The 22,446-nt window shown below is 40.1% G+C and carries 17 protein-coding genes and 1 tRNA gene; 6 read left to right on the top strand and 12 right to left on the bottom strand.

All coding sequences use genetic code 11. The annotated features are described in order from the left end of the window. Positions 1–4: 4 nt before the first annotated feature. From CRI9333_RS08960 to psbZ, 6 genes are all read right to left on the bottom strand, one after another. Entirely contained in the window at positions 5–1,549 is a 1,545-nt protein-coding gene (locus CRI9333_RS08960) for a transposase (RefSeq protein WP_015202844.1), read from the bottom strand. A 398-nt stretch (positions 1,550–1,947) separates the two neighbouring features. Then, a complete protein-coding gene (locus tag CRI9333_RS08965; RefSeq protein WP_015202845.1) occupies positions 1,948–3,216 on the bottom strand; it encodes a glutamate-5-semialdehyde dehydrogenase in 1,269 nt (422 codons plus the stop codon). A 4-nt stretch (positions 3,217–3,220) separates the two neighbouring features. Continuing rightward, positions 3,221–3,628, bottom strand: a complete 408-nt coding sequence (locus CRI9333_RS08970) for a hypothetical protein (RefSeq protein ID WP_015202846.1) — start codon at positions 3,626–3,628, stop codon at positions 3,221–3,223. Positions 3,629–3,854: 226 nt separating this feature from the next. After that, positions 3,855–3,926, bottom strand: a tRNA-Gly gene (locus tag CRI9333_RS08975). 196 nt (positions 3,927–4,122) lie between these two features. After that, positions 4,123–4,716 carry a 6,7-dimethyl-8-ribityllumazine synthase gene (gene ribH / locus CRI9333_RS08980; protein WP_015202847.1) on the bottom strand — a complete coding sequence of 198 codons (594 nt, stop codon included), beginning with the start codon at positions 4,714–4,716 and terminating at the stop codon, positions 4,123–4,125. A gap of 55 nt (positions 4,717–4,771) precedes the next feature. Beyond that, positions 4,772–4,960, bottom strand: coding sequence for a photosystem II reaction center protein PsbZ (psbZ, locus tag CRI9333_RS08985; protein WP_015202848.1), 189 nt, complete (start codon positions 4,958–4,960; stop codon positions 4,772–4,774). A 158-nt stretch (positions 4,961–5,118) separates the two neighbouring features. Between psbZ and CRI9333_RS08990 the strand changes: the two genes are divergently transcribed. The 6 genes from CRI9333_RS08990 to CRI9333_RS09015 all read left to right on the top strand — a co-directional run bounded on the left by CRI9333_RS08990 (position 5,119) and on the right by CRI9333_RS09015 (position 13,335). After that, positions 5,119–7,905, top strand: coding sequence for a CBS domain-containing protein (locus CRI9333_RS08990; protein ID WP_015202849.1), 2,787 nt, complete (start codon positions 5,119–5,121; stop codon positions 7,903–7,905). Between the two features lie 325 nt (positions 7,906–8,230). Further along, entirely contained in the window at positions 8,231–9,535 is a 1,305-nt protein-coding gene (locus CRI9333_RS24835; RefSeq protein WP_051035359.1) for a serine/threonine protein kinase, read from the top strand. Between the two features lie 75 nt (positions 9,536–9,610). After that, positions 9,611–9,937 carry a DUF6825 family protein gene (locus CRI9333_RS09000; RefSeq protein ID WP_015202851.1) on the top strand — a complete coding sequence of 109 codons (327 nt, stop codon included), beginning with the start codon at positions 9,611–9,613 and terminating at the stop codon, positions 9,935–9,937. A gap of 68 nt (positions 9,938–10,005) precedes the next feature. Then, positions 10,006–11,760, top strand: a complete 1,755-nt coding sequence (locus CRI9333_RS09005) for an ABC1 kinase family protein (RefSeq protein WP_015202852.1) — start codon at positions 10,006–10,008, stop codon at positions 11,758–11,760. A gap of 124 nt (positions 11,761–11,884) precedes the next feature. Then, positions 11,885–12,607 (top strand): Stp1/IreP family PP2C-type Ser/Thr phosphatase, encoded by a 723-nt coding sequence (locus CRI9333_RS09010; protein WP_015202853.1) that lies wholly within the window; start codon positions 11,885–11,887, stop codon positions 12,605–12,607. 530 nt (positions 12,608–13,137) lie between these two features. Continuing rightward, on the top strand, positions 13,138–13,335 hold the full coding sequence (locus tag CRI9333_RS09015; RefSeq protein ID WP_015202854.1) for an NblA/ycf18 family protein: 198 nt from the start codon (positions 13,138–13,140) through the stop codon (positions 13,333–13,335). A gap of 184 nt (positions 13,336–13,519) precedes the next feature. Here the strand turns inward: CRI9333_RS09015 and CRI9333_RS09020 are convergent, their stop codons facing one another. From CRI9333_RS09020 to CRI9333_RS09045, 6 genes are all read right to left on the bottom strand, one after another. After that, a complete protein-coding gene (locus CRI9333_RS09020) occupies positions 13,520–15,043 on the bottom strand; it encodes a serine/threonine protein kinase (RefSeq protein ID WP_015202855.1) in 1,524 nt (507 codons plus the stop codon). 133 nt (positions 15,044–15,176) lie between these two features. Then, positions 15,177–15,623 carry a hypothetical protein gene (locus CRI9333_RS09025; RefSeq protein ID WP_041226000.1) on the bottom strand — a complete coding sequence of 149 codons (447 nt, stop codon included), beginning with the start codon at positions 15,621–15,623 and terminating at the stop codon, positions 15,177–15,179. A gap of 314 nt (positions 15,624–15,937) precedes the next feature. Continuing rightward, entirely contained in the window at positions 15,938–17,101 is a 1,164-nt protein-coding gene (locus CRI9333_RS09030) for an anhydro-N-acetylmuramic acid kinase (protein ID WP_015202857.1), read from the bottom strand. 57 nt (positions 17,102–17,158) lie between these two features. Further along, positions 17,159–18,829 (bottom strand): ATP-binding protein, encoded by a 1,671-nt coding sequence (locus CRI9333_RS09035; RefSeq protein WP_015202858.1) that lies wholly within the window; start codon positions 18,827–18,829, stop codon positions 17,159–17,161. 483 nt (positions 18,830–19,312) lie between these two features. Continuing rightward, positions 19,313–20,407, bottom strand: a complete 1,095-nt coding sequence (gene trpD / locus CRI9333_RS09040; protein ID WP_015202859.1) for an anthranilate phosphoribosyltransferase — start codon at positions 20,405–20,407, stop codon at positions 19,313–19,315. Between the two features lie 152 nt (positions 20,408–20,559). Next, the gene (locus CRI9333_RS09045; RefSeq protein ID WP_015202860.1) at positions 20,560–22,425 is read right to left on the bottom strand and encodes an ABC transporter ATP-binding protein; all 1,866 of its coding nucleotides are present in this window, start codon (positions 22,423–22,425) and stop codon (positions 20,560–20,562) included. Between the last annotated feature and the right edge of the window lie 21 nt (positions 22,426–22,446).

A 22,446-nucleotide genomic window follows, 5' to 3' on the forward strand; every position in this document is an offset into this window, starting at 1 on the left:
CGTACTAAAGTAACGTGGATTCAGGCAAAGATTGCGTTAACTTTTCGCCCATTACAGCTATCTGGTTAACGGTTTTAGCTTTTAGGTCGAACTGCTCTAAGGATAAATGAGATAGCCTACTTTCGGACTCGCTTACTTGTTCGCAGTTTATTTGATATTGTTGCCATGCCGACCATAAGATTGACTCCAACCCTGGATACTCGTTTACAGCATCCTGCAATGACAACGTATCATCCTCATTAACGTATCTACTCAGATATGCACTAAATATATCTCTGTGCATAACAATTCCTGTTACATCTCTATGAACTCTTTGAGACAGTGATTTTTTGATACGAGTACCGTCTAAATGAGTTTGAGATAGTGCAGTCTTCTGAGTAGAAAAAGTGATGAATTGACCGTTAGCACTTTCAGCCTTACGCTTCAATTCCGATTGTACAAAACCTGGTGACTTAGCAGAAATAGCTTTACCGTAACGTTTCTGCCATCCCTTAACTGAAATTTTTTCTGTTTTGATTACATTACCATGTCTTAAAATCTCGTTAACTAATTTTCTATTTTGAGACTTAGCATAAGCGGTTTTGCGTCTTTCTAATTCACGTTTCTTTTGGGCAGTTTTTCTGTAGTTATTAGAATTTTTCCAGTTCCGACTGCCTTTTTTAACCTTACCTTTTTTAACAACTGCTTTACGTCCCTTTTTAGCTAAAAAATCCGCTTCATAATTATTCGGATTATTAACTCTTTGAGAACGCTGCATCTTTCTTTGCAGCTTAGTTATTTCTTTGGTAAACGTTGGAACATTTTCAGCAAAAGGTAATAAACCAGCGTGATTGTCACTTACAAAGGCAATGTTAGAAATATTGAGGTCTAAACCCACAACACCATTAGATACATAGTTCTGTGGTTTTTGGTATGGTACTCCCTCATTAATTAATTGGACAAACCAACGACATTTGCCATTAATTTCCTTCCACAACAAACGCACATATTTAACACGACAGCTTAAGCCATGTTGAATTACTGGATTAGATTTATCAATAATTGGATTAAGTTTAAGCTTACCCCAAACTAATTGATTATCTTTCCAGCGCAAACCTTGTTTGTTAGACTTACCTTCAACAGATCTAAATCTACTGACAATTTTAAATCTAACTTTTTTGGCTAGTCCAAAAAAGACTTTTTCACTAGCTCTGAAAGCACGAGTCGCTATTGTTTGTTGGGTATTTGAATCTATTTTTTTAGCAATCCACGAGGATTTATTACTAACTAATGTGGCGTAACTTTGCAGGTCGTAATCTGAGTATCTATATAACGCCCTAGCTTCAGAGAACATAGTAGAACGTTGCTTTTTCTGTTCTCTTGGCAGTTTCTTAGCTGTTTGATAGACTTCAGATTTGCGTACTAACTCCATCCTAACCATTGCTTCATTTAGACAAGCATTATATAGCTGTCTAGCTGCTTGAAAACGGCTTTTTAACTCTGATCCTTGTTTGCTATCAACAATCAATAAAATCTCAGCTATAAAGGATAAAGTCTTGCTTTTTGCCACTCTTGAATCACCTCCTAAACCTGTATTATACTTAACTTGATTATAAATATTCTTGTTAAAAATATCAAGGAAAAATGCAAGAATAAATACGGAAATAAACCTCTAAACTGCAACTGTCACGGCTATTAAAATAGCCTGACTCGTTTTCCACCCCGATTTAAAAAATACGGGGAACCACCAACTTCGCCGCTTCTCTGTGTATCTTTCTTAAGCAATGCAACTTTCAAATATAGCAACCGCCCGTGTTAGTGCATTCAAGGGTGGTCTCAAATCCAGTCACAGTAATGGCTTGAATTCTGACTCCTGACTCCTGACTCCTGCTATAATTTGTCAGCGTTACTATTTTCCAGACAAGTCTAATATCTTTCCTGCTTGATCTTGCCTAAGTCCTAGTAATTTTAAAATTGCCCATTCCCTTGTACGATCTGCTTAACTGTCGTTAAAGTTTCCAAACTGATCAATCCCCGTCGATGACCTTTTTGGTTAGACATACCCAGGAATACAGCATCTCCTCGCTGAGGATTACGTTCAAATCGTGGAGAAGAATTGATATAAATAGTTGAGCTATCAACACCTAAAGCAAACTGCCGACTTTCTTGGTAAGACTCTGTAACTAAACAATTAGCGTGACCGCTACTATAGTGATTAATCCAAGAAATTCCTGATTTAATACTATCTACTACTTTAAAAGCGACAATTTTCTTTAAATAAGCTTGACTCCACTCAGCATCTTTAGCTGTAATCAACTGATCGGGAAAATCAGAGCATAAAATAGGATCGCCGCGTAGTTCAAAGCCTTTTTCCTTCAAACTATTCCACAACATAATTAAAGAAGAAGGCTTTTGATCGCGATGAATAATTACCTTCTCGATCGCATTAACTGGATCTGGTTCACTCGCATGACTATCGGTAATTACCCACCGAGCCATCTCTAAACTACCATTAGGAGACCAATACAAATAACAGTTTCCCATCGCTGACTTTAATACAGGTGCAGTTGCTTGCTGTACCACCTGCTGCACTAAATTAGGTCGTCCGTAGGGAATAACCAAATTAATATATTTGTCTTGAGTAATTAAGTCACGAATTGACGCACCTTGTTCGCTAGGTAATAGCTCTAGAGATGTGACAGGTAAACCAGTTTTATCCAATGCCGACTTAAGCGCCTGGGCAATTACACTATTAGAGTGGCTGGCTTCGGAACCACCGCGAAGAATCAGGCTATTTCCAGTTTTAAGGCATAAACCTGCGGCGATCGCACCCAAATCAGGAAATGCCTCATAAATTAAAGCAATCACCCCTAAAGGCATCAATTGGCTGTAAGTTTGAGAGTGTTCCAATTGATAGGAAGCATTCATCACCCGGCGGATCGGATCGGATAACTCCCCAATTCGCTGCAAAATTTGAATAGTTGTCTGTAGTCGCTCTGGTGTTAGTTTTAGCCACTCCAAAAGCAAATCTGGAACTGCCATTTCTCGGCTAGCTTCTAAATCTAGAGTATTAGCCTCCAGAATGTCATCAAATGCCTTCTGGAGCGCCTGCGCCATCGCTTGAACACCACGACTGCGTTCTATACCCTTAGTAGTTGCTAATTCTACAGAAGCTTGGTAAGCACTGCGAACAGCACTGTAAGGATCAAACGCAGGACTATAATTATTAGTTTCCATCAAGTTAACGTCGGTAAGCCAGCCAGACCATGATTGCTGGTAGTACCGCTAGCAGCAAAGCTAACAATGCCCACAAAATCACACTAGAACCAGCAGTCGATCGCAGTGCTAGAGGTAGCCAAACAATCAACAATACCACAATAATTCCTACCGCTACGGGTAAGTAACTTTCCCGAACACCAGAATGAGCGGTACTCCAACGACTACCCATCCAGCGCCATGCTCGTTTGTATGGATAGCTTGTGGAAAGTTGCTCAATCACATACCCATCATCTTCTACTACAAAGATTTGCTGACAGCGATTGCAACCAAATGCTTCTGTCAGCGTAATCGGTAGCAGACGAGCGCGCCGCCCACAGGGGCATGGGTACTCAGTATTTAAATCAATTTTCTGAGCTTTCTGAGATCGCACAAGCGGTAGCAAAAAAAAATAGATTTTTATTAATTAGCTGAAAAGGTGTGTTGCTGAAATTTCATCAGTAGCTACTCACCTGTTTTGAGCTTAAGCTACCTAATTTTAATTCTTTTACAGGTTTTTAGCCTAATTTTAGCATTTTTAACCTTAAGCTAGATTTTTTTATAGGAAAGATAGCTAACCTGCCCAGGAGGAATTTCGATTGTTTATATTTTATTCTAAAAGCGGGTAACGCGATTCGAACGCGCGACATCAACCTTGGCAAGGTTGCGCTCTACCACTGAGCTATACCCGCAAATCACTGACATCTTTTATAATTTCACAATTTTCCGCTTTTGTCAACTATAAATATCGAAATTTTAACCTGATGTATGTTGTCTAAACGGGTAGATTTATTCTTTGAAATTCCCCCTTCCCTAGCAGGGAAGGAGGCTATGTTGGTGATTCGCGCTCCCCTATCAGCTTCTTGTCTTGCTTCATCAGAGGGAGTGTTATTCGCTCAAACTTTCACTTGTAACTGTTTTGACACTATGTTGGGGAGTAATTGGAAGTGCTGGGGGTTCAACAGCACTTGGTGGATATACAGGATAGTTGGGAGTTGAAACCCGGCTGTTAATTTGACGCATTAAACTAGCCATTTCCAAAGCATTCATGGCATATTCCCAGCCATGATTACCCTTAATACCTGCTCTTTCCAATGCTTGTTGCATGGTATCAGTGGTTAAGATCCCAAAAATCACTGGCACACCAGTTTGAAAGCCTACTGCGGCAACGCCTTTAGCAGCTTCAGACGAGACATAATCAAAATGAGGTGTTTGACCCCTAATGACAGCGCCCAAGCAAATCACAGCATCGTACTGTTGCGTGAGTGCCATCTTGCGTGCCACTAGGGGAACCTCAAAACTACCAGGAACCCAAACATAATCGACTTGAGTGCCTTGGGGGTTGACATCAATACCGTGGCGTTTCAGGCAATCTTGACACCCCTCCAAGAGTTTACCCGTCACTAGGTCGTTAAATCGAGCAATGATGATTGCAAACCGCAGAGGTGTGTCTTGAGTAAATGTTCCCTCGAAAACTGCCATGGCTGTGTTTCTACTATTTAAAATTGAGTATTTTAATGTGGATTGCTTGTTCTATCTAGACTACTAGGAAGTTCAAAACACCCACTAAAATCACTAAAGCAAACCAAACACCGGAACCGAGCCAAATTAGGCTTTTAGATTGATCCCAGTTTTGAGGAGTGGCATACGCAACAGGTACACCGACAACCATAGCGAATGATAAAGCAACTAGAGCAGTTAGTGCTAGTTGAAAGATGATTGTCATTTTTTTATTCTCCCAAGACAGCAATTGATGAATGAGAAGTTAGAACTGGTGTTTAGATCAGCCCTGAGTAGTACGCTACCAAAAATTGACTCGATATCACCAACTGATTTCGATTTAGGGTTGTTTTATTATAGATTGCCGATTTAAGCTTAAGTCCTATGGACTTAATTTTGTGTCACACAACGGCGGATTTTGATGCTTTGGGTGCGGCTGTGGGGCTAACGCTACTGCAAACTGGAGCCAAGGTGGTCTTGACAGGGGGGGCGCATCCTGCTGTTCGAGATTTTTTGGCTTTGTATCGCGATGAGTTTGCTTTAATTGAACGCCGCTCGGTGAATCCCAAGCAGATTCGCTCTTTAATTGTGGTAGATACTCAATTACGCGATCGCACTGGTAAAGCTGCTGAGTGGTTCGATTTGCCACATCTAGAAGCAATCCAAGTTTACGATCATCATCTCAATGTCGAAAGTGATATTCCAGCTACTTTTACTCAAATTGAGCCAGTAGGCGCAACGACAACTTTAATCGTAGAGCAACTACAGCAAGGGCAAATTAAATTAACTTCCTACCAAGCGACGGTAATGGCTTTGGGTATTCATGTTGATACGGGTTCGCTGACATTTGAGCAAGCAACAGCGCGAGATGCTTTAGCTTTAGCTTGGTTGATGGGACAGGGGGCGCAGGCGCGGGTAATTGCTGAGTATATTGATCCAGGTTTATCCCCGCAACTGCAATCTTTGTTAACAGAAGCCTTAGATAACTTAGAAAAGTCAACTGTACTTGGCTACACGGTTTCTTGGGTACTGGTTAAAACGGCAGCTTTCATTCCAGGGTTGTCTAGTTTAGCATCACAAATAATAGAAATTACAGAAAGTGATGCGCTGCTTTTGGCGTGTGTGTTTCATTTAGGTGATGCTGGTGAAGATCGCTTAATAGTAATTGGGCGATCGCGCATCGAAAACACTAATCTTAATGATTTATTTCAACCTTTAGGTGGAGGCGGACATTCTCAAGCAGCTTCTTTAACTCAGCGAACAACCGAACCTGCAAATATATTTGATCAACTGGTTGAGCAATTCATAGCCCAAATTCCTCAACCTCTAACAGCAAGAGAGTTGATGTCCTCACCAGTACGGACAATTCGACCTCAGACGACTATTGAGGAAGCTCAACGAATACTACTGCGCTATGGTCATTCTGGGCTATCCGTTGTCAACGAGCAACATCAACTTGTAGGTATTATTTCTCGGCGAGATATTGATTTAGCTTTACATCACGGCTTCAGTCATGCGCCTGTGAAAGGTTACATGACTACCAATGTCAAGACAATTAAGCCGAATACACTGCTACCAGAAATTGAGTCATTGATGGTGACTTACGATATTGGGCGTTTACCTGTGATAGAAGATGCACAATTAATTGGCATTGTCACCCGTACTGATGTCCTACGACAGTTACATCAAGACAGAGGAACTAGGCATGAGTCTAGACAGCGACAGTTGCCCCTTAATTCGTCTTACGGTGAGCGTTACAATCTTCAGCCGTTACTTTTAAATTTACTACGCGATCGCTTAGTTCCCGAACTCTGGAATCTCCTATCTAGAGCATCTGAGCAAGCCGAGAAGCGCGGCTGGCATCTCTATTTAGTCGGGGGAGCAGTTAGAGATTTACTAATAGCAGGAAAGCAGGAAAGCAGGGCAGCAGGGAAACAATTAACTCTTCCCCCCCCTCCCCTCCCACCTCCCCCACTTTATTTACAAGATATAGATTTAGTCGTAGATGGCTTTCATCGCTCTGCTGACGTTGGCGCGGGTGTTGAACTAGCGAAGGCGCTACAAACAATTTATCCAGAAGCGCGTTTAGACGTTCACGGTTCTTTTCAAACAGCAGCACTGCTATGGCACAAAGACGAAGTTTTGGGTTCTCTGTGGGTAGATATAGCCACAGCCAGAACAGAGTTTTATCCTTATCCAGCAGCTAACCCTGAAGTTGAAGCTAGTTCAATTCGTCAAGATTTGTACCGCAGGGATTTTACAATTAATGCTTTAGCTGTGCGACTTACTCCTCCTCATACTGGTGAATTACTGGATTTTTTTGGCGGATTAATTGATATCGAACAGCAACAAATTCGTGTTTTACACGCTAACAGCTTTATTGAAGATCCCACACGGATTTATCGTGCGGTACGTTTTGCTGTGCGGTTGGGATTTGAAATTGAGCCGCAAACTGAAGGATATATTAGGTATGCGATCGCCAGTGGAATTTATGATAGATCACTACTAGAAAATTCTAAAGCTCCCGCTCTACAAACGCGACTTAAAGCAGAATTAAAATATATTTTGCAGGCGACCTATTGGGCTTCAGCATTGCAATTGTTGGCATCTCTGGAAGCCCTCAAATGTCTACATCCCACACTAGAACTTAACGAACAGCTATGGAAACAAATTCGTTTACTTGATCGCTGGTTACGACGTTTTGATCAAGGTAAAAGCTTAGTTCACTGGCAAATGCGGCTGGAAGTTTTAATTGCTCATTTGGCTGAAGAATATCGCGGAAAAGTAGCAGAAAATCTGCAACTACCAATGGATAGTATTCAAAGGTTACAGCATTTAGCTCATGCACATAATCAAGTTGTGGAATTTTTATCAGCAAATCGGCTGAAAAGTGAAATAGTTCAATTATTACGTCAGTATGAATTGCGAACTTTGATTTTAATTGCAATTCAAAGTAAACGTTTTATTCGCCGTACAATCTGGGAATATTTAACTATCTTGGCTAATATTCAGTCACCCTTGAGCGGAAATGATTTAAAGCAGCTAGGCTACCAGCCAGGAAAACAATACAAGCAAATTCTAGATAAATTATTAGCAGCAACTTTAGATGGTTATGTAACTAATAATTTTGACGCTCAGGCTTTTTTAGCCGAGAGGTTTCCGGTGAAATAAAATAACTCCGTTTCATAATTAGATTTTGAGTAATGTAAATATATTAGACCTCTTGCAAAAGTCGATAAATTTTATATGATATCTGCGTCCATCTGCGTTTATCTGCTCACATCTGCGATATAAAAAAAATGTGATTTCTGGCAAAACGTTTAATGTCCTAAAAACTGTAGGTTTTGCTATAGTAGCAGAAAAAAAATAAAGCCAGTGTTCAGCCTGTGATTAAAATATTAGACTGCTGTAAAATTATCAATTTCTCAAATAAACATGATATAAATATTTACCTGTCGCCGTTAAGATGTATGTTGGCAACAGGACAGAATTATTTATGAACTCAACGCCTGAAGCAGTCCTGCAAAACGGTAAATACATCCTTGGCAATAAACTGGGCAAAGGCGTATTTGGGATTACTTACCGAGCAACTAATAGCAAGTCGGGAGAAACTGTCGTTATTAAGACATTTTCGGATAATCTGCGCCAAAATGTGAATTTTGAGCAGTTTAAGCAAAGATTACATTTAGGTTTGCCTATTCTCGCTAACTGCCAGCATCCTAATTTGGTAAGGTTGCTAGAGTATTTTGAGGAAGATGGCATTCCTTACCTCGTGATGGAAGACATTCGAGGGCAGACGCTTACCGAATTACTAGAAACAAATCAACAAATATCAGTTCCGCAGGCAATTTACTATATACGTCAAATATGTGCAGCAGTGAATGTTTTACACTCTCGCGGGTTATTGCATCGCGATATTAGACCACAAAACATCATTCGCCGTGCAGGAACCCATAAAGTAGTATTAACTGACTTTGGCATTGCTTGTGAGTTAACTACGGGAGTAATGCAAACCCATGCTAGTTTACTTTCATCGGGTTTTGCGCCAATAGAAAAGTATTTGGCGCATATCAAGCGGACTCCAGCAACGGATGTCTATGCTATAGCAGCGACTTTGTATTGCTTGCTAACAAGACAGCCACCAGTAGCCGCCTCAGTACGCGATCGCATTCCTTTAACTGATATTAAACAATTCCAACCTCATCTCAATCCAGCAATCGAGCAAGCCATTCTGCGGGGGTTGGAACTATTACCCGAAAAGCGTCCTCAAACATTAGAAGCTTGGCTGGCGCTACTACCAAAAGAAACACCCGCACGACGTAAGCGTAGCAAACAAAATTTAGCGGCTAAATCATCGCAAGTAAATTCGCAAAAGCAAGTATTATCTTCACTAACATCTGTTGAAGCTGTTGATACCGTCATTCAGCCTGAGCCAGTTGACTTGCAACCGCAAAGATTAGGGCATGATGGAGATCAAGCTGTAAATTCTCAGGTAGAAAACAAGCTTGATGCTCAAAATACACACTCCAGGCAACATCAGGAGCAAGACAAGGCAAAACAGCGAACTCAGACTAACCAATCGTTAAAATCTAGTGATAATAATTGGCGGGTGCGATCGCTAATTTTAACCGCCGCTATAGCCGCCGCACTTGGCACTGGTTTCGGTTTATCACTACGCTTAAACCGCCCTAGTGAACCTGGTTCTACCTTTTTACACACCGAACAATCTTTTCCGCCTCGTAGCAACTGGCCGATATTAAACACCCCACAACCAACACCTCAAGTACCCATAACACACTAGCTGAAATACACCTTTTAAGCAGCCTTGAAGGCAAGCAGGTTATAATTTTGGCGGACGCACTATTAAATTTGACTTATGAATAACCATGTAATTCATGCTTTTTTTGTGGGTAGAGCTTTAGCACAAGCAATAAATGAGCAAGTAGAAGAAGCTTTAACCAATGCCTTGAGTGAATTGGGTAAATTTGATGCCGAACAAAGAGAGCGGTTACGGCAATTTACCCAGGAAGTAATGGAACGAGCCGAACGTGAAGCAGAAGCTGCTGTTGCTGGAAGAACTACAACAGCGATCGTCCCTCATGGTTCCCAACCCTTAGATCTCCAAGTCACAATTGACGAACTACGAGCAGAAGTCGCCCGCTTACGCGCTGAGTTGCAACGCTATCGTAGTAGCTCCGTCTAAAGTTGTTAGTTTTTTAGTCTTAAATAACTAACAATCAAAAAATAATCACCATCACACCAAAAAGAAGAGTGTCTGTATCTCCTGACGACGTTGTTACACCCAACCGTCACCTTGACAATGCGCTACCGACTACTTTAAGAACAACCTATAAGGACAAAGCTTATCGGTGGAATCGCGAAAATTATTCGCGTCACCGACGCTTTGTAGATATTTGGGGTTTTGTTTTCACCTTAATGACTGGCACGTGGCTAAATGGCAAATCTTGGAGTTATCAAGGTGGCGTGACTGAAGCCAAGCAAGCCAAGAGACGCAAACAACAAGCCATTTGGATTCGCGAGACACTGTTAGATTTAGGACCAACATTTATCAAAGTTGGTCAGTTATTTTCTACCCGCGCCGATCTATTTCCTTCAGAATATGTAGAGGAACTTACTAAACTGCAAGATCAAGTACCCGCCTTTAGCTATGAGCAGGTGGAACGTATTATTGAGCAGGATTTAGGTAAAAAAGTTTCAAAACTTTTCCGTAGTTTTGATCCAGTGCCTTTGGCTGCCGCTAGTCTAGGACAAGTTCACAAAGCCATCTTGCACAGTGACGAAGAGGTAGTGGTAAAAGTACAGCGACCAGGTTTGCGGAAGCTGTTCACTATAGATTTACAAATTCTCAAAGGAATTACCCGTTATTTTCAAAACCATCCTAATTGGGGTCGTGGTAGAGATTGGCTGGGCATTTACGAAGAGTGCTGCCGCATTCTGTGGGAAGAAATTGATTATATTAGCGAAGGTAGCAACGCAGATACATTTAGGCGTAATTTTCGCGAGGAAGACTGGGTAAAAGTACCCCGCGTTTACTGGCGCTACGCATCTCCAAGGGTTTTAACTTTAGAGTATCTCCCAGGAATTAAAATTAGCCACTATCAAGCATTGGAAGCAGCAGGAATAGATCGTAAGTTAGTTGCTCAACTCGGTGCGAAAGCTTACTTACACCAACTGCTTAATGATGGCTTTTTTCATGCTGATCCTCACCCTGGGAATATTGCTGTTAACTTAGATGGATCATTAATTTTTTATGATTTCGGCATGATGGGAACGGTTAATCCGATTACCCGTGAAAAACTGATGGATACCCTGTTTGGCATATCTCAAAAAGATGCTGACCGGGTTGTAAAATCCCTAGTTGAGTTAGGGGCGCTTGCTCCCGTTGATGATATGGGACCAGTGCGGCGAAGTGTTCAGTATATGCTGGATCACTTTATGGATAAGCCGTTTGAAAATCAGTCGGTTGCTCAAATTAGTGATGACCTCTACGAGATTGCTTACGATCAACCTTTTAGGTTTCCAGCAACTTTTACCTTTGTGATGCGAGCATTTTCTACTCTTGAGGGTGTAGGTAAGGGTTTAGATCCAGATTTTAATTTTATGGAGGTTGCAAGACCATTTGCAATGCAGATTATGACTGATGGTAATGGTGCGGATACAGGCAAAAGTTTTTTGAATGAGTTAGGTCGGCAAGCGGCTCAGGTTGGTAGCACGGCTTTGGGTTTGCCTCGACGAATTGAAGACACTATTGAGAAATTAGAACGGGGAGATTTGCGGGTGCGTGTGCGGTCTACTGAGACAGACCGCGTTTTGAGGCGTATTAGCAGCGTTCAGTTGGGAACTAACTATACTCTACTGATCGGGACTTTTACGCTGTCAGCTACTATCCTGCTGGTTAATAATTATGTTTGGCTGGCTGGAGTTGTGGCTTTTATTGCAGTTAGCTTATTAGTAATTCTCATTCGTCTGCTAATGCGCTTGGACAAATTTGATCGTACTTTTTAATCGCGATCGCGCTCATGATCGCAACTCGTTAGCCTTAAACTTAAAGCTAAAAGCCAATATAGCAGCTTACAGTCAAAAGCTATGTTTTAATTCCCCTATAGTTTCAACAGGCAAGCGAGGATTTATGATATTTCGTTTCACGGGTCGTACTGATCCGGGGGTAGTTAGGAGTACCAACCAGGATGATTTTTATATCGACCCAGAGGGAAGATTTTTTATAGTTGCTGATGGCATGGGCGGACACGCAGGCGGTCAAGAGGCAAGTCGAATAGCTACAACGACAATTTATCAGTTTTTGGATAAATATTGGGATTCTGCTGAGGAATCACCAAAGTTATTACATCAGGCGTTTTTAGACGCAAATCAGGCTATTTTACAAGACCAATATGATCATCCAGAACGCTCAGAAATGGGTACTACGGCTGTGATGGTAATGTTCCGTCATGATCAGCCTTGGTATGCCCATGTAGGTGACTCTCGTTTATATCGCCTACGAGATTCTAATTTAGAGCAGGTTACTGAAGATCATACTTGGGTAGCGCGAGCGATTAAGGCTGGTGAACTAACGAAAGAGCAGTCTCGTGTTCACCCTTGGCGGCACGTATTGTCTCAATGTTTAGGTCGTAAAGATATTTATCAAATTGATGTGCAATCAATAGATTTAACGGTAGGCGATCGCATTCTACTCTGTAGTGATGGGCTTACAGAAGAACTTACTGATTCTGCGATTAGTTCCTACCTTGAATCTAACTCTGACTGTGAGCAAGCTGCTGTTGCTCTAATTAATGGTGCTAAACAAAACGGTGGTCGAGACAATATCACAGTTGTGATCGTTGCCATTGAGTAATTAAGCTGCCATTACTAATCAATTGCTAAGTAGGTCAACCTAATTAATTGTAAAACTCCACCCCCCTCCCCGCCCACAGGGAGGGGGAATTTTTCGCTATCAATGTGGTATCTATAGCAATTTGCCTGGTTATGAGTATTTATACTTAAACTGTTCGTTTTGAGCAATTTTGGTGGTTGGTAGCTGTTACAACTACGTTATACCGAGCTTGGTTAAGTCTTGGGAGCTAACGCAAGGAAAGTTGAGCGCTGATATTTACTATTGTCTGTCGCTGTTTAACTACTTTGCGTTCTCTATCTCTTGAATTACCCCGACTTGGTATCCCTAGCTAAGGCTAGGAAACTTTTCCAGGGTTTTTTACATCTTTTGGTTTATCATGATTACCCATTTAGAAGGAGTGCAATTTTGTCAAACAATTGTTATCTTTCTTAATACAGAGGTACACATCAGTAGCCCACCACTGCTAAACCCTTTACTTCTGTGCTTTTCAACTAATTCACTCTAGTTTCTCTCTTTAGTAGGAGCTAATTATGTCTCAGCCAATTGAACTATCCTTAGAACAACAATTTAGTATCCGTTCCTTTGAAACCCAAGTGGAGCATATGAGTCATGAACAAGCACAACAATTTTTAGTGCAGTTATATAAACAAATGATGATGCGTGAAGAAACATATAAAAATCTACTCAAGCACCAATGGGGTTTAGAACCCAATTCCCATTTTGAGTAGACCCTCCTATATGGTGGGCGACCTCCTTCTCTAGCTTGGTTCCGGTAAGGAAAAAAGCTGGGGCTGTTGGGGCGTCAACTAAATAGATTAGTTTTGCTGATTTGATTGAATTAGAATTGCTAAATTTTTTAACTGTAACGTTAAAAACATTATTTAATTGAATTAATTTAAATTATTAGATTATTTATCCTGAAATATCTCTAGGCGATTCAGTTTGAGTAGCTGACAGTTTCATTAAAATTTTAGGTTTAAGTTTATCCAACTCTTGTTTGAGCAGTTTTTTACTCATTTGCCCGTCAGATATTGAAAATGTTGTATTGCTCATATTAGCCCAACTTTCTAACAATTTACACTGAGCAGGGGCAATTGTTGCAGTCAAAACTTGGCTACAACGTGAGGGTTGTTCAAGAGCAAAAAGTAAAATTTGATATCGACCAGTTTCTGCTAAAAGTCGAGTAATTTTATGTCCTAGTGATGTTTTGAGATCTAGATAGCATGGAAGCCAACGAGCGCCGTGTTCTCTTGTGTATAGAGTAGTAATCCACAAAATCATTGGATGAGGGGATACCAAAAATAAAAATTGGTTGTAGCGAGTGCTAAGTAAACGTTTTTTAATTTCTTCTTGGGGAAACATTACCCAAAGCGTTGCAAATGACTGCTGGTTATTGTGTAGTATATGGGGAAATACAATTTCGGCTTGAGGTTTATCCTTTGGCCAGGAAGTAGCCCAAAATATTTCGTCAAATGCCTGGGTAAATTTTATTTTTTGTGCAGTGGTGGGCGGTGGCTGGGTAATAATAGCGTCTTCGTGCTGTGAGGGTTGTTGAGCGACAATTTTTTTCTCAAGAGATACTAATTCTCTTAATATTTCGGTAACACTTTCGGGGCGATCGCTTGGCGATTTAGCAAGACAACTCATTACTAAATCTTGCAATTTGGGCAATTTAAGATCAGATGTGATAGATTCAAAACTAGGAATTTGGGTTTGATGAGCTTTTTGCCAAGCTGGAAGTGAATTTACCTGTGCTTTAATTGGTTTTTCACCAGTCAACATTTCAAACATCATCACACCCAGACTATAAATATCTGAGCGATTGTCTAAGTCTTTGCCTGCCATTTGTTCTGGTGAACAATATGCAGGAGTACCCATAAATGATCTAGGTTTGATGATATCTGATTCAAGCTGGGCAATGCCAAAATCGAGAATTTTGGCTAATTCTCCTAAAGTTTGATCTTGAAGGATCAAAATGTTACTAGGTTTAATATCCCGATGAATAATTGGGGAGAGATTACCGTTAATCAGGATACCTTGATGAGCGCACTGTAGCCCTAAACAAATTTGACGAGATAAATTAAGAAATCGTGGTAAGGGAAGAGGTTGGGGTTTGATAATAGCCCTTAAGCTTTCTCCTTGGAGATATTCCATGACATAGAAAGGAATTTCTCTTTCGTTTAAGCCATAATCTTTAACTCGAACAATATGAACACTCGTTTCACCTAACAAAGCACAGATAGTAGCTTCGCGCTGAAAGCGATCGCGTTTTGTTTGATTCAAAACTGCTTGGGAGAGAAACTTAACGGCGACGCTTACGCCTCCAAGTAATATATCGTTAGCTTGATATACCTCGCCCATTGAACCTTTGCCTACCAACTCTAGCAGTTGATAGCGGTTAGCTAATAACTGACCTTTTTTAACATTTGTAGTCATAACTTTCTGCCCCGATATATCTTGGAGCAGTTATACAAGGGCGTGATCGTAGCCCTACCTTAACTCCCAAGCTGATGGTAGATGCCTGATCGTGACTAACAATAGAAATTATCACTCTTTAATTATCTTATTTTTATTCTCTCTGTCGCTCTAGAGTAACTTCCATCGCGCTTGTTAAGTTATTAACTGCGATGATGCCACTTGATAAATAATAGGTATTGTCATTCAAGCGATAAAATGTTTCAAAGCCGTTTCGTCGTTGGCGATCGCCTAGCACCCAATAGCGTTGCACAATTGATTCTGGAGCTACCCAACCTTCCCCTTCAACACGACCTAAAAGGCTATGCTGTAGTACAAAAGTATATTGACGCTCCCCCATATCAAGATGTCCTTTGTATTGGAAGGAGATTTCATCGCGTTCACCATCAGGAAATACTAGCTTAGTAACCATCGTGTACCAGTTTTCGCGTCCCCAAGCTACTAATGTTTTGCCTTTGACACTTATTGGCATTTGATCACGCTCCAGCCAATTGCCCTGAAGCGTCCAGCGTCCTGGTTCCATTAAAAACGAGTGTGCCACGATAATTACCTGATGAGCGAATATCGAACACTGCCGATTGATAATTTTCTATTCGCTTAAGAATAGATGTATCTGGCAAGAAAGATCGGTATCTTGTTTTGTTGCTTTACGGTTTTTGATTGAGTGGGAATTGAAGAATTTAACTTTCAGGCAAAATGGCGCTCGGCTGTTTACTTCATTACCATTTTTAAATTATATCCTTAAAACCGTACTCACTATAGCTCTTAGAATTTTGATTTTGCTTAATAAAAACGCATATCGACACAGATTAACTTAGGGTAAAAACTGAATTAATTCGACTTATGCAACAACAGTTACTCAATAGGTAGATGAAGCTCCCCAAGTATGGCGGGTTGTCTCGCACCTGTAGCTTGAATTATGTTACCAGTAATGCCTAATTGATGCCAATAAGCTAAAACTGCAAAGGCGATCGCTTCTTTAAAATCTGCACTCACACCCGCTTCATCGGTGGTTAATACTGATATCGGATCAATCTGCGCTTGCAAGCGTTGTTTTAAATAAAGATTGCGACTACCACCGCCACACAGTAACACCTCATCTGGCATTTGGGGTAGAAAGTTGCGGTAGCTGTGAACAATTGATGCAACTGTAAGCTCTGTCAGTGTTGCTAACAAATCGGCTGGACTGAGATTATAGCCATCAGCATCAGCTAAACATTGCTGTAAATATTCTCCGCCAAAATGCTCTCTACCAGTGGATTTGGGAGGAGTAATTTGGAAGTATTCTTGAGTTAGCCACTGCTGAACTAAAGCATCGCAGGGAGTTCCCGTAGCCGCCCAATTACCATCTTTGTCATAGGTTTGGCTACCGTCGCTTAACTGCTGTACTGCTAAATCTAATAAAGTATTTCCAGGACCAGTATCCCAACCAGAAATATTTACATTTTCACTGTTATTTGTTGCTGGTAAATAAGCAACATTGCCAATTCCCCCTATATTTTGAATACAGCGAGTTTTACTGGGATGTCCTAGTAAACAGGCATCTATCTTAGGGACTAAAGGCGCACCTTCTCCACCAGCCGCAATATCAGCTACTCGAAAGTTACTGACAGTAGGGATATGAGTTAAATCAGCAATTAAAGCACCCCTACCTAGTTGTAAGCTATATGCCATGTTGATAGCAGGAGATGCTGGGGATTGTTGCTTTAAAGGTCGATGAAAGACGGTTTGCCCGTGTGAGCCAATTAATTGAGCGTTATTGTGGTTAACTTGAATAGCTTGGGCAGAAGCAGCAAATTCGTATGCGATCGCATCATCCAGTTCTGCAAATTCTGCCATAGAAATAGCTTTCCCCGCGCAGACATCCAAAATTTGTTGTCTCAGGCTAGGTGGGTAAGGATAAGTCGATCCAGCTAAAAGCTCTACCTTTAAATCTACCTCTTTACCACTAATTTCTACTAAAGCTGCATCAATTCCATCTACAGACGTACCACTGATCAAACCGATTACACGAGTCATTTTCTAATATTAATAAACTAATTTTAATTAGGAAGCTGCAACATTAACATATCTCAATCATTTGCGAGGTTGCCACTCTGGTATAATTTTTTCTGGTTCTGTTGCTTCTTTTAAGGGCAACTTCACAGTAATTTTTGTGCCTACATTAATTTCACTTTCTACTATAATTTGACCACCATAAGCTTCTACAGATTTTTTAACAATAGACAATCCTAAACCAGTCCCTGGGATATTGCTAATATTATTAGCTCTGTGGAAAGGTTCAAACAGTCGTTCTTGATCTTCTGTAGGAATACCAATACCCTGATCTTGAACTTGAAATACTATTAACTCATCTTCATCCGCAAGTGTCAAATTTACTGTACTCTCTGATGGAGAATACTTAATCGCATTTGAAATTAAATTGCCAATGATTTGACGTAAAAGTTTTTCATCTAGCAAAGCATAACCGCATTTGCTGTGATTTATAAATTTAAGCAGGTGATGTTTGGAATTACTAAGACGCATTTCTTCCACCAGTTCACCAAAAATTTTCTCTAAAAGCAATGGCTTGGGATTAAATTCTAGTTTGCCAGCTTCAATTTTACCCATTAGCAATACATCATCCAACATCGTTGTCATGTATTTGACAGTTTCTTGAATGCGTTTTAAATAAATATTCTTTTTTTCATCAGACCACTTTTTACTATAATGTTCTAAAGATTCAGCAGAGCCTAAAATTGTAGTTAGTGGCGTGCGGAATTCATGAGATGCCATTGTAATAAACCTAGATTTTAGTTCGCTCAATTCTTTTTCTTTGGCTAGTGTATTACGAAGTTCTAACTCTATTTGTTTACGCTTCGTAATTTCCGCTTCAAGTTGAGTATTACTATTCAATAATTCTTGTGTACGTTCTTGCACCCTTTTTTCTAGTTCTGCATTCAATTGATGAATATGCGCCTCTGCTTGTTTACGTTCAGTAATATCAATTAAGTAACTTCTGATTAATCTGCTTTCGGCAATATAGTGTACAGATTGCTCAAAAATGGTATTTTCAATCTGAATTTCTCGCCTAAAAAATTGCTGATTATTATTTTTAACTTCTACAAGCAATCCTGCCAAGACTGGATGTTCTAAGTTGACTGCGTAAATATTAGTTAACTCGGCATTAGCGACAGGATTAAGATAGGTAATTTTTCCATCTATATCTATTTCAATAATTGGGATTGGTAGCAGTTCAGGGAAAGAAGCTAGTCTTACCAGTGCTTCTTCACTGAAGGTTTCAAGCGGAATATCATTGGTAACGAATGTTTCTAATGGATCAATTAAAGGATTATCAAACTGAAGATTGCCAAGAGTTTCCTCATCTAATAAATTGTGGCTAGAAACAAAATATTTAGCCCTAACATCACTCCCGAAATAAATTAAATCTTGATCTTGTAACAGCTTGGATAAACATGGTTTGCTATTAATTATTAATCCATTAGTACTATGATTGCCTTGTAAGTCTCCATCTATTATTTGAAATGAATAAGATTTACTTTCAGAGTTAGTTACCCTTAATAAAGTAGCATGATGTCGCGATACTAATTTAGAATTCAGGATAATAGAGTTGGTAGGACTACGACCAAGAGAATAAATATTTTTATCAAGGCTAATAACCCGTCTACCTTGAGTATCCTCAATTACAAAAACTGGGTAGTGTTTTTGCTGACTTTTATCGGTATTTTCCTGCTTAATAACAGACATAATAATTTTAGGCGAGATTAACTATTAATTATTGGTTAATTTAGAGAACTGCTTTAAATGCTCTATCACATATAATTAGCGTGATATTTATAACGGTGATCAGTCAGCTATTACTCTGTCAGTTTTTTTAAAAGCCTTTGCTACTAAGGGTTTCGGAATTAAAAATGTCGAAACCTCCTTGGCTACTGCTATAAGTTAATTTTTACCCACCTACATAGTGTTTGTTACATACTTATATCACTTTGTCTTTAAGTGTAGTACGCTTCAACCTTCCACTTATTCAAGTGAGGGGGCAAGGGCAACGCGGGTGGGGTAATTTTGGACTTTATTAATTTCAAATCTGCTGTAAGTATAAATTTACATCTTGACAGCAATATTTAGATGATTTATTAACATAATTTATATAAGCAAAAGTCAGTAAATTCTTAATAAAACTCTCAAGGTAACTTGCTTATATTATATTTCATGCAATCTCAGCCTTGATTAATTCCTAAGAAACTTAACTAATTGCTCTAACTTTGACCAAGCTGCACCTGTATTTAGAATATCTTTAGCTATAGCGATGCCCTGAGTATGATCTTCTAAAGGTACAGCACCCCCTACCTGAAGTGCTAAAGCAGCATTCAAAGCTACGACATCTTGTTGAGATGGTGTGCCATTTCCTTGTAAGACGTTTCTCAAAATTTCAGCATTTTCTGCAACATCTCCACCACGCAATGCGCCTAAAGTTGCTGGTGTTAAACCTAAATCTTGGGGATTTATTGTAGTTAGCTGCACCTCACCTTGAGACAGTACTGCTAAATCTGTTAAGTCTCCTAAACCAGCTTCATCTAGTTTTTCGCGTCCATGCACAACAATTGCTTGTGATGTACCTAACTGCTTTAAAGCATGAGCAATTGTTGATACTAATGTAGAATCGGACACACCAATTATTTGACCAGTAGGACGTAGCGGATTCACCAAAGGTCCTAATAAATTAAAAACTGTTCGCACCTTCAAAGTTTTTCGCAAAGATGCCACAGCTTTTAACGCGGGATGCCAACCAGGAGCAAATAAAAAGGTAATCCCTACTTCTTGAACTGCTGCCTGTACCTTCTCACTAGCAGCATTCAAATTGACTCCTAGTGCTTCTAAAACGTCAGCAGAACCAACTTTGCTAGAGGCAGAACGGTTGCCATGTTTCGCTACGGGAACACCCGCAGCAGCAGCTACAAAGGCAACAGCAGTAGAAATATTAAAAGTTGAGGCTCCATCTCCACCTGTGCCGCAGGTGTCAATTAAGGGAGTGGGAAGTGGGGAGTGGGGGGTGGATAGTGATGAGGATTGGGATTGCAAAACTTGAGCCATCCCAGCTAATTCATCAGCAGAAACGCTTTTAGCTTGCAATGCAGCTAAGATTGCTCCTGATAGCACTAAAGGGATTTCTTCATTTAGCCATCCTTGCATCAGTTTTGATGCTTGTTCACAAGATAATGATTCTTTATCAAGTAACTGTTGCAGCAAGTTAGACCAAATAGCAGCATCTATTGATGCTAACGAAGTATTTAAATCTTGAGCTACTGGTGAGGTGGAAGTCATAAGCTGTTGTGTTTATAAATTTTCTGTTTTAGGGGGAGAGGAGGGAGGGGAGGAGGGGAGGAGGGTTTGATAACTTTTATATCAATAAAAAATGTACAATTTAAACGCCGTTAACTTAGATGATGTTAATTTCTTGTCTTCATTGTTAATTGTCAAGTTCCTAACATTTGTAAGTTGTACAAACTGGCATAAACTCCGCCTTGTTCTAACAATTCGTTGTGACTACCTGATTCTATTAAACTGCCCTGCTTTAGTACAAAAATGCGATCAACATTACGAATTGTTGAAAGTCTGTGAGCAATAATAATTGCAGTACGGTCTACCAATAATCTATCAAGGGCATCTTGAATTAAAGCTTCTGTACCAACGTCTAAACTAGCGGTTGCTTCGTCTAGTACTAAAATATGCGGATTACGAATTGCTGAACGGGCAAATGCTAATAGTTGCTTTTGACCACCAGATAAATTTGTGCCTCGCTCCCGTAACTGGGTATCATATCCTTGTGGTAGTTGTTCTATAAACTTGTCAACATTTGTTATCTGTGCGGCGGTTTGAACTTCTTCTAGTGAGTAAGTTTCTCCGAGTGTGATGTTAGTTTTAACATCACCAGCAAAGAGAAATCCTTCTTGCAGAATAACGCCTAGATGTCTTCTCAATTCTGTTTGTGGTAGGTCGCGGATATCAATTCCATCTATTAAAATGCGCCCTTTTGTTGGTTCATAAAGACGACAAAGTAAACGGATAATCGAACTTTTACCTGCACCTGTAGGACCTACTAAAGCAATTTTTTCACCAGGATAAATAACAAAATCTAAGTCTTTGATTACATATTCGTCATTTTTGTAAGCAAACCAAACATTCTCAAAGCGAATTTCTCCAGAGCGATTTTTTTCTGATTGAGATGAGATGCTAAAACGCTTTTCTAAAGCTTGTTCTGGATCGCGGATTTCTATTGGTTCATTTAAAATATCATTGATGCGCTCAACTGCGGTAAATCCTGATTGAATGGCGGTGAATTTTTCAGCAAATTGTCTTAAGGGATCGAATAAACGTTGAGCGTAAAGGATAAATGCAGATAGAACACCAAAACTGAGGGTGTTGCCTAATATCATTGATCCACCTAACCATAGTACTGCTGCGATCGCAACTAATGAAATCCATTCTAAGGTGGCAGATACCGCCGAGTCATGGAAGATAGTTTTATCTAGTTCTTTGATGTACTGTTTGTTGACGCTGCGAAACATTTCCGCGTTGTATTTTTCGCGCCGAAATAGCTGCACAATATTTACGCCAACAATATTTTCTTGCAGCATTGAATTGAGGCTAGATAGTTCGTCTCTCGCTTTATAATTTGCCTTACGATACTGCTGTTGAAAGTAAATAATTAAAGCGGTTACTGGTACTAGCATTAGTACTAGCATTAATGCTATTTGCCATTGCAAAGCAAACATGGCAACAGCAATTACTACTATTGAAAACAAATCACTGACAATTCCGATAGCGCCTGTGGTAAACACATCACCCAATGCTTCTACATCACTGGTAAGGCGGGTAATTAATTTTCCGACTGGTGTACGATCAAAAAATCGCACTGCTAATTGGGTGACGTGCTCAAATAAATCTGCGCGAATATCCGCAGTAATTTTTTGCCCGACTTTTTGGACGGTATATCCTTGGATTGCTGTAAACACCAATCGGATGACCATCGTTAGCAGTAATATAATGGCGAGAATATTGATTCCTTCTTCTAAAGATTTGCCTTGAATAAAAGCAAACTTTGTAGGCTCTTGGCGAATCAGGGAAATCGCTTCTCCAATAATCAACGGCTGTATTGCGCCTGATACTGCCAAAGGCACTAGCAATACTAAGGAAATACTTAGTTCCCGCCCACTGCGACGGGCGTATGGTACTAAGCGCAGAAATAACCGCCAATCAGTTTCGCGATCGCTCGTTAATAATTTTCCATCAGAGGAATTTCTCTGATTTGATACAACCTTTGTCTTTGGCGACCTACTCATGCAACAACCTTAGCAATGCTT

It is taken from the genome of Crinalium epipsammum PCC 9333, assembly GCF_000317495.1.
Classification (GTDB): domain Bacteria; phylum Cyanobacteriota; class Cyanobacteriia; order Cyanobacteriales; family PCC-9333; genus Crinalium; species Crinalium epipsammum.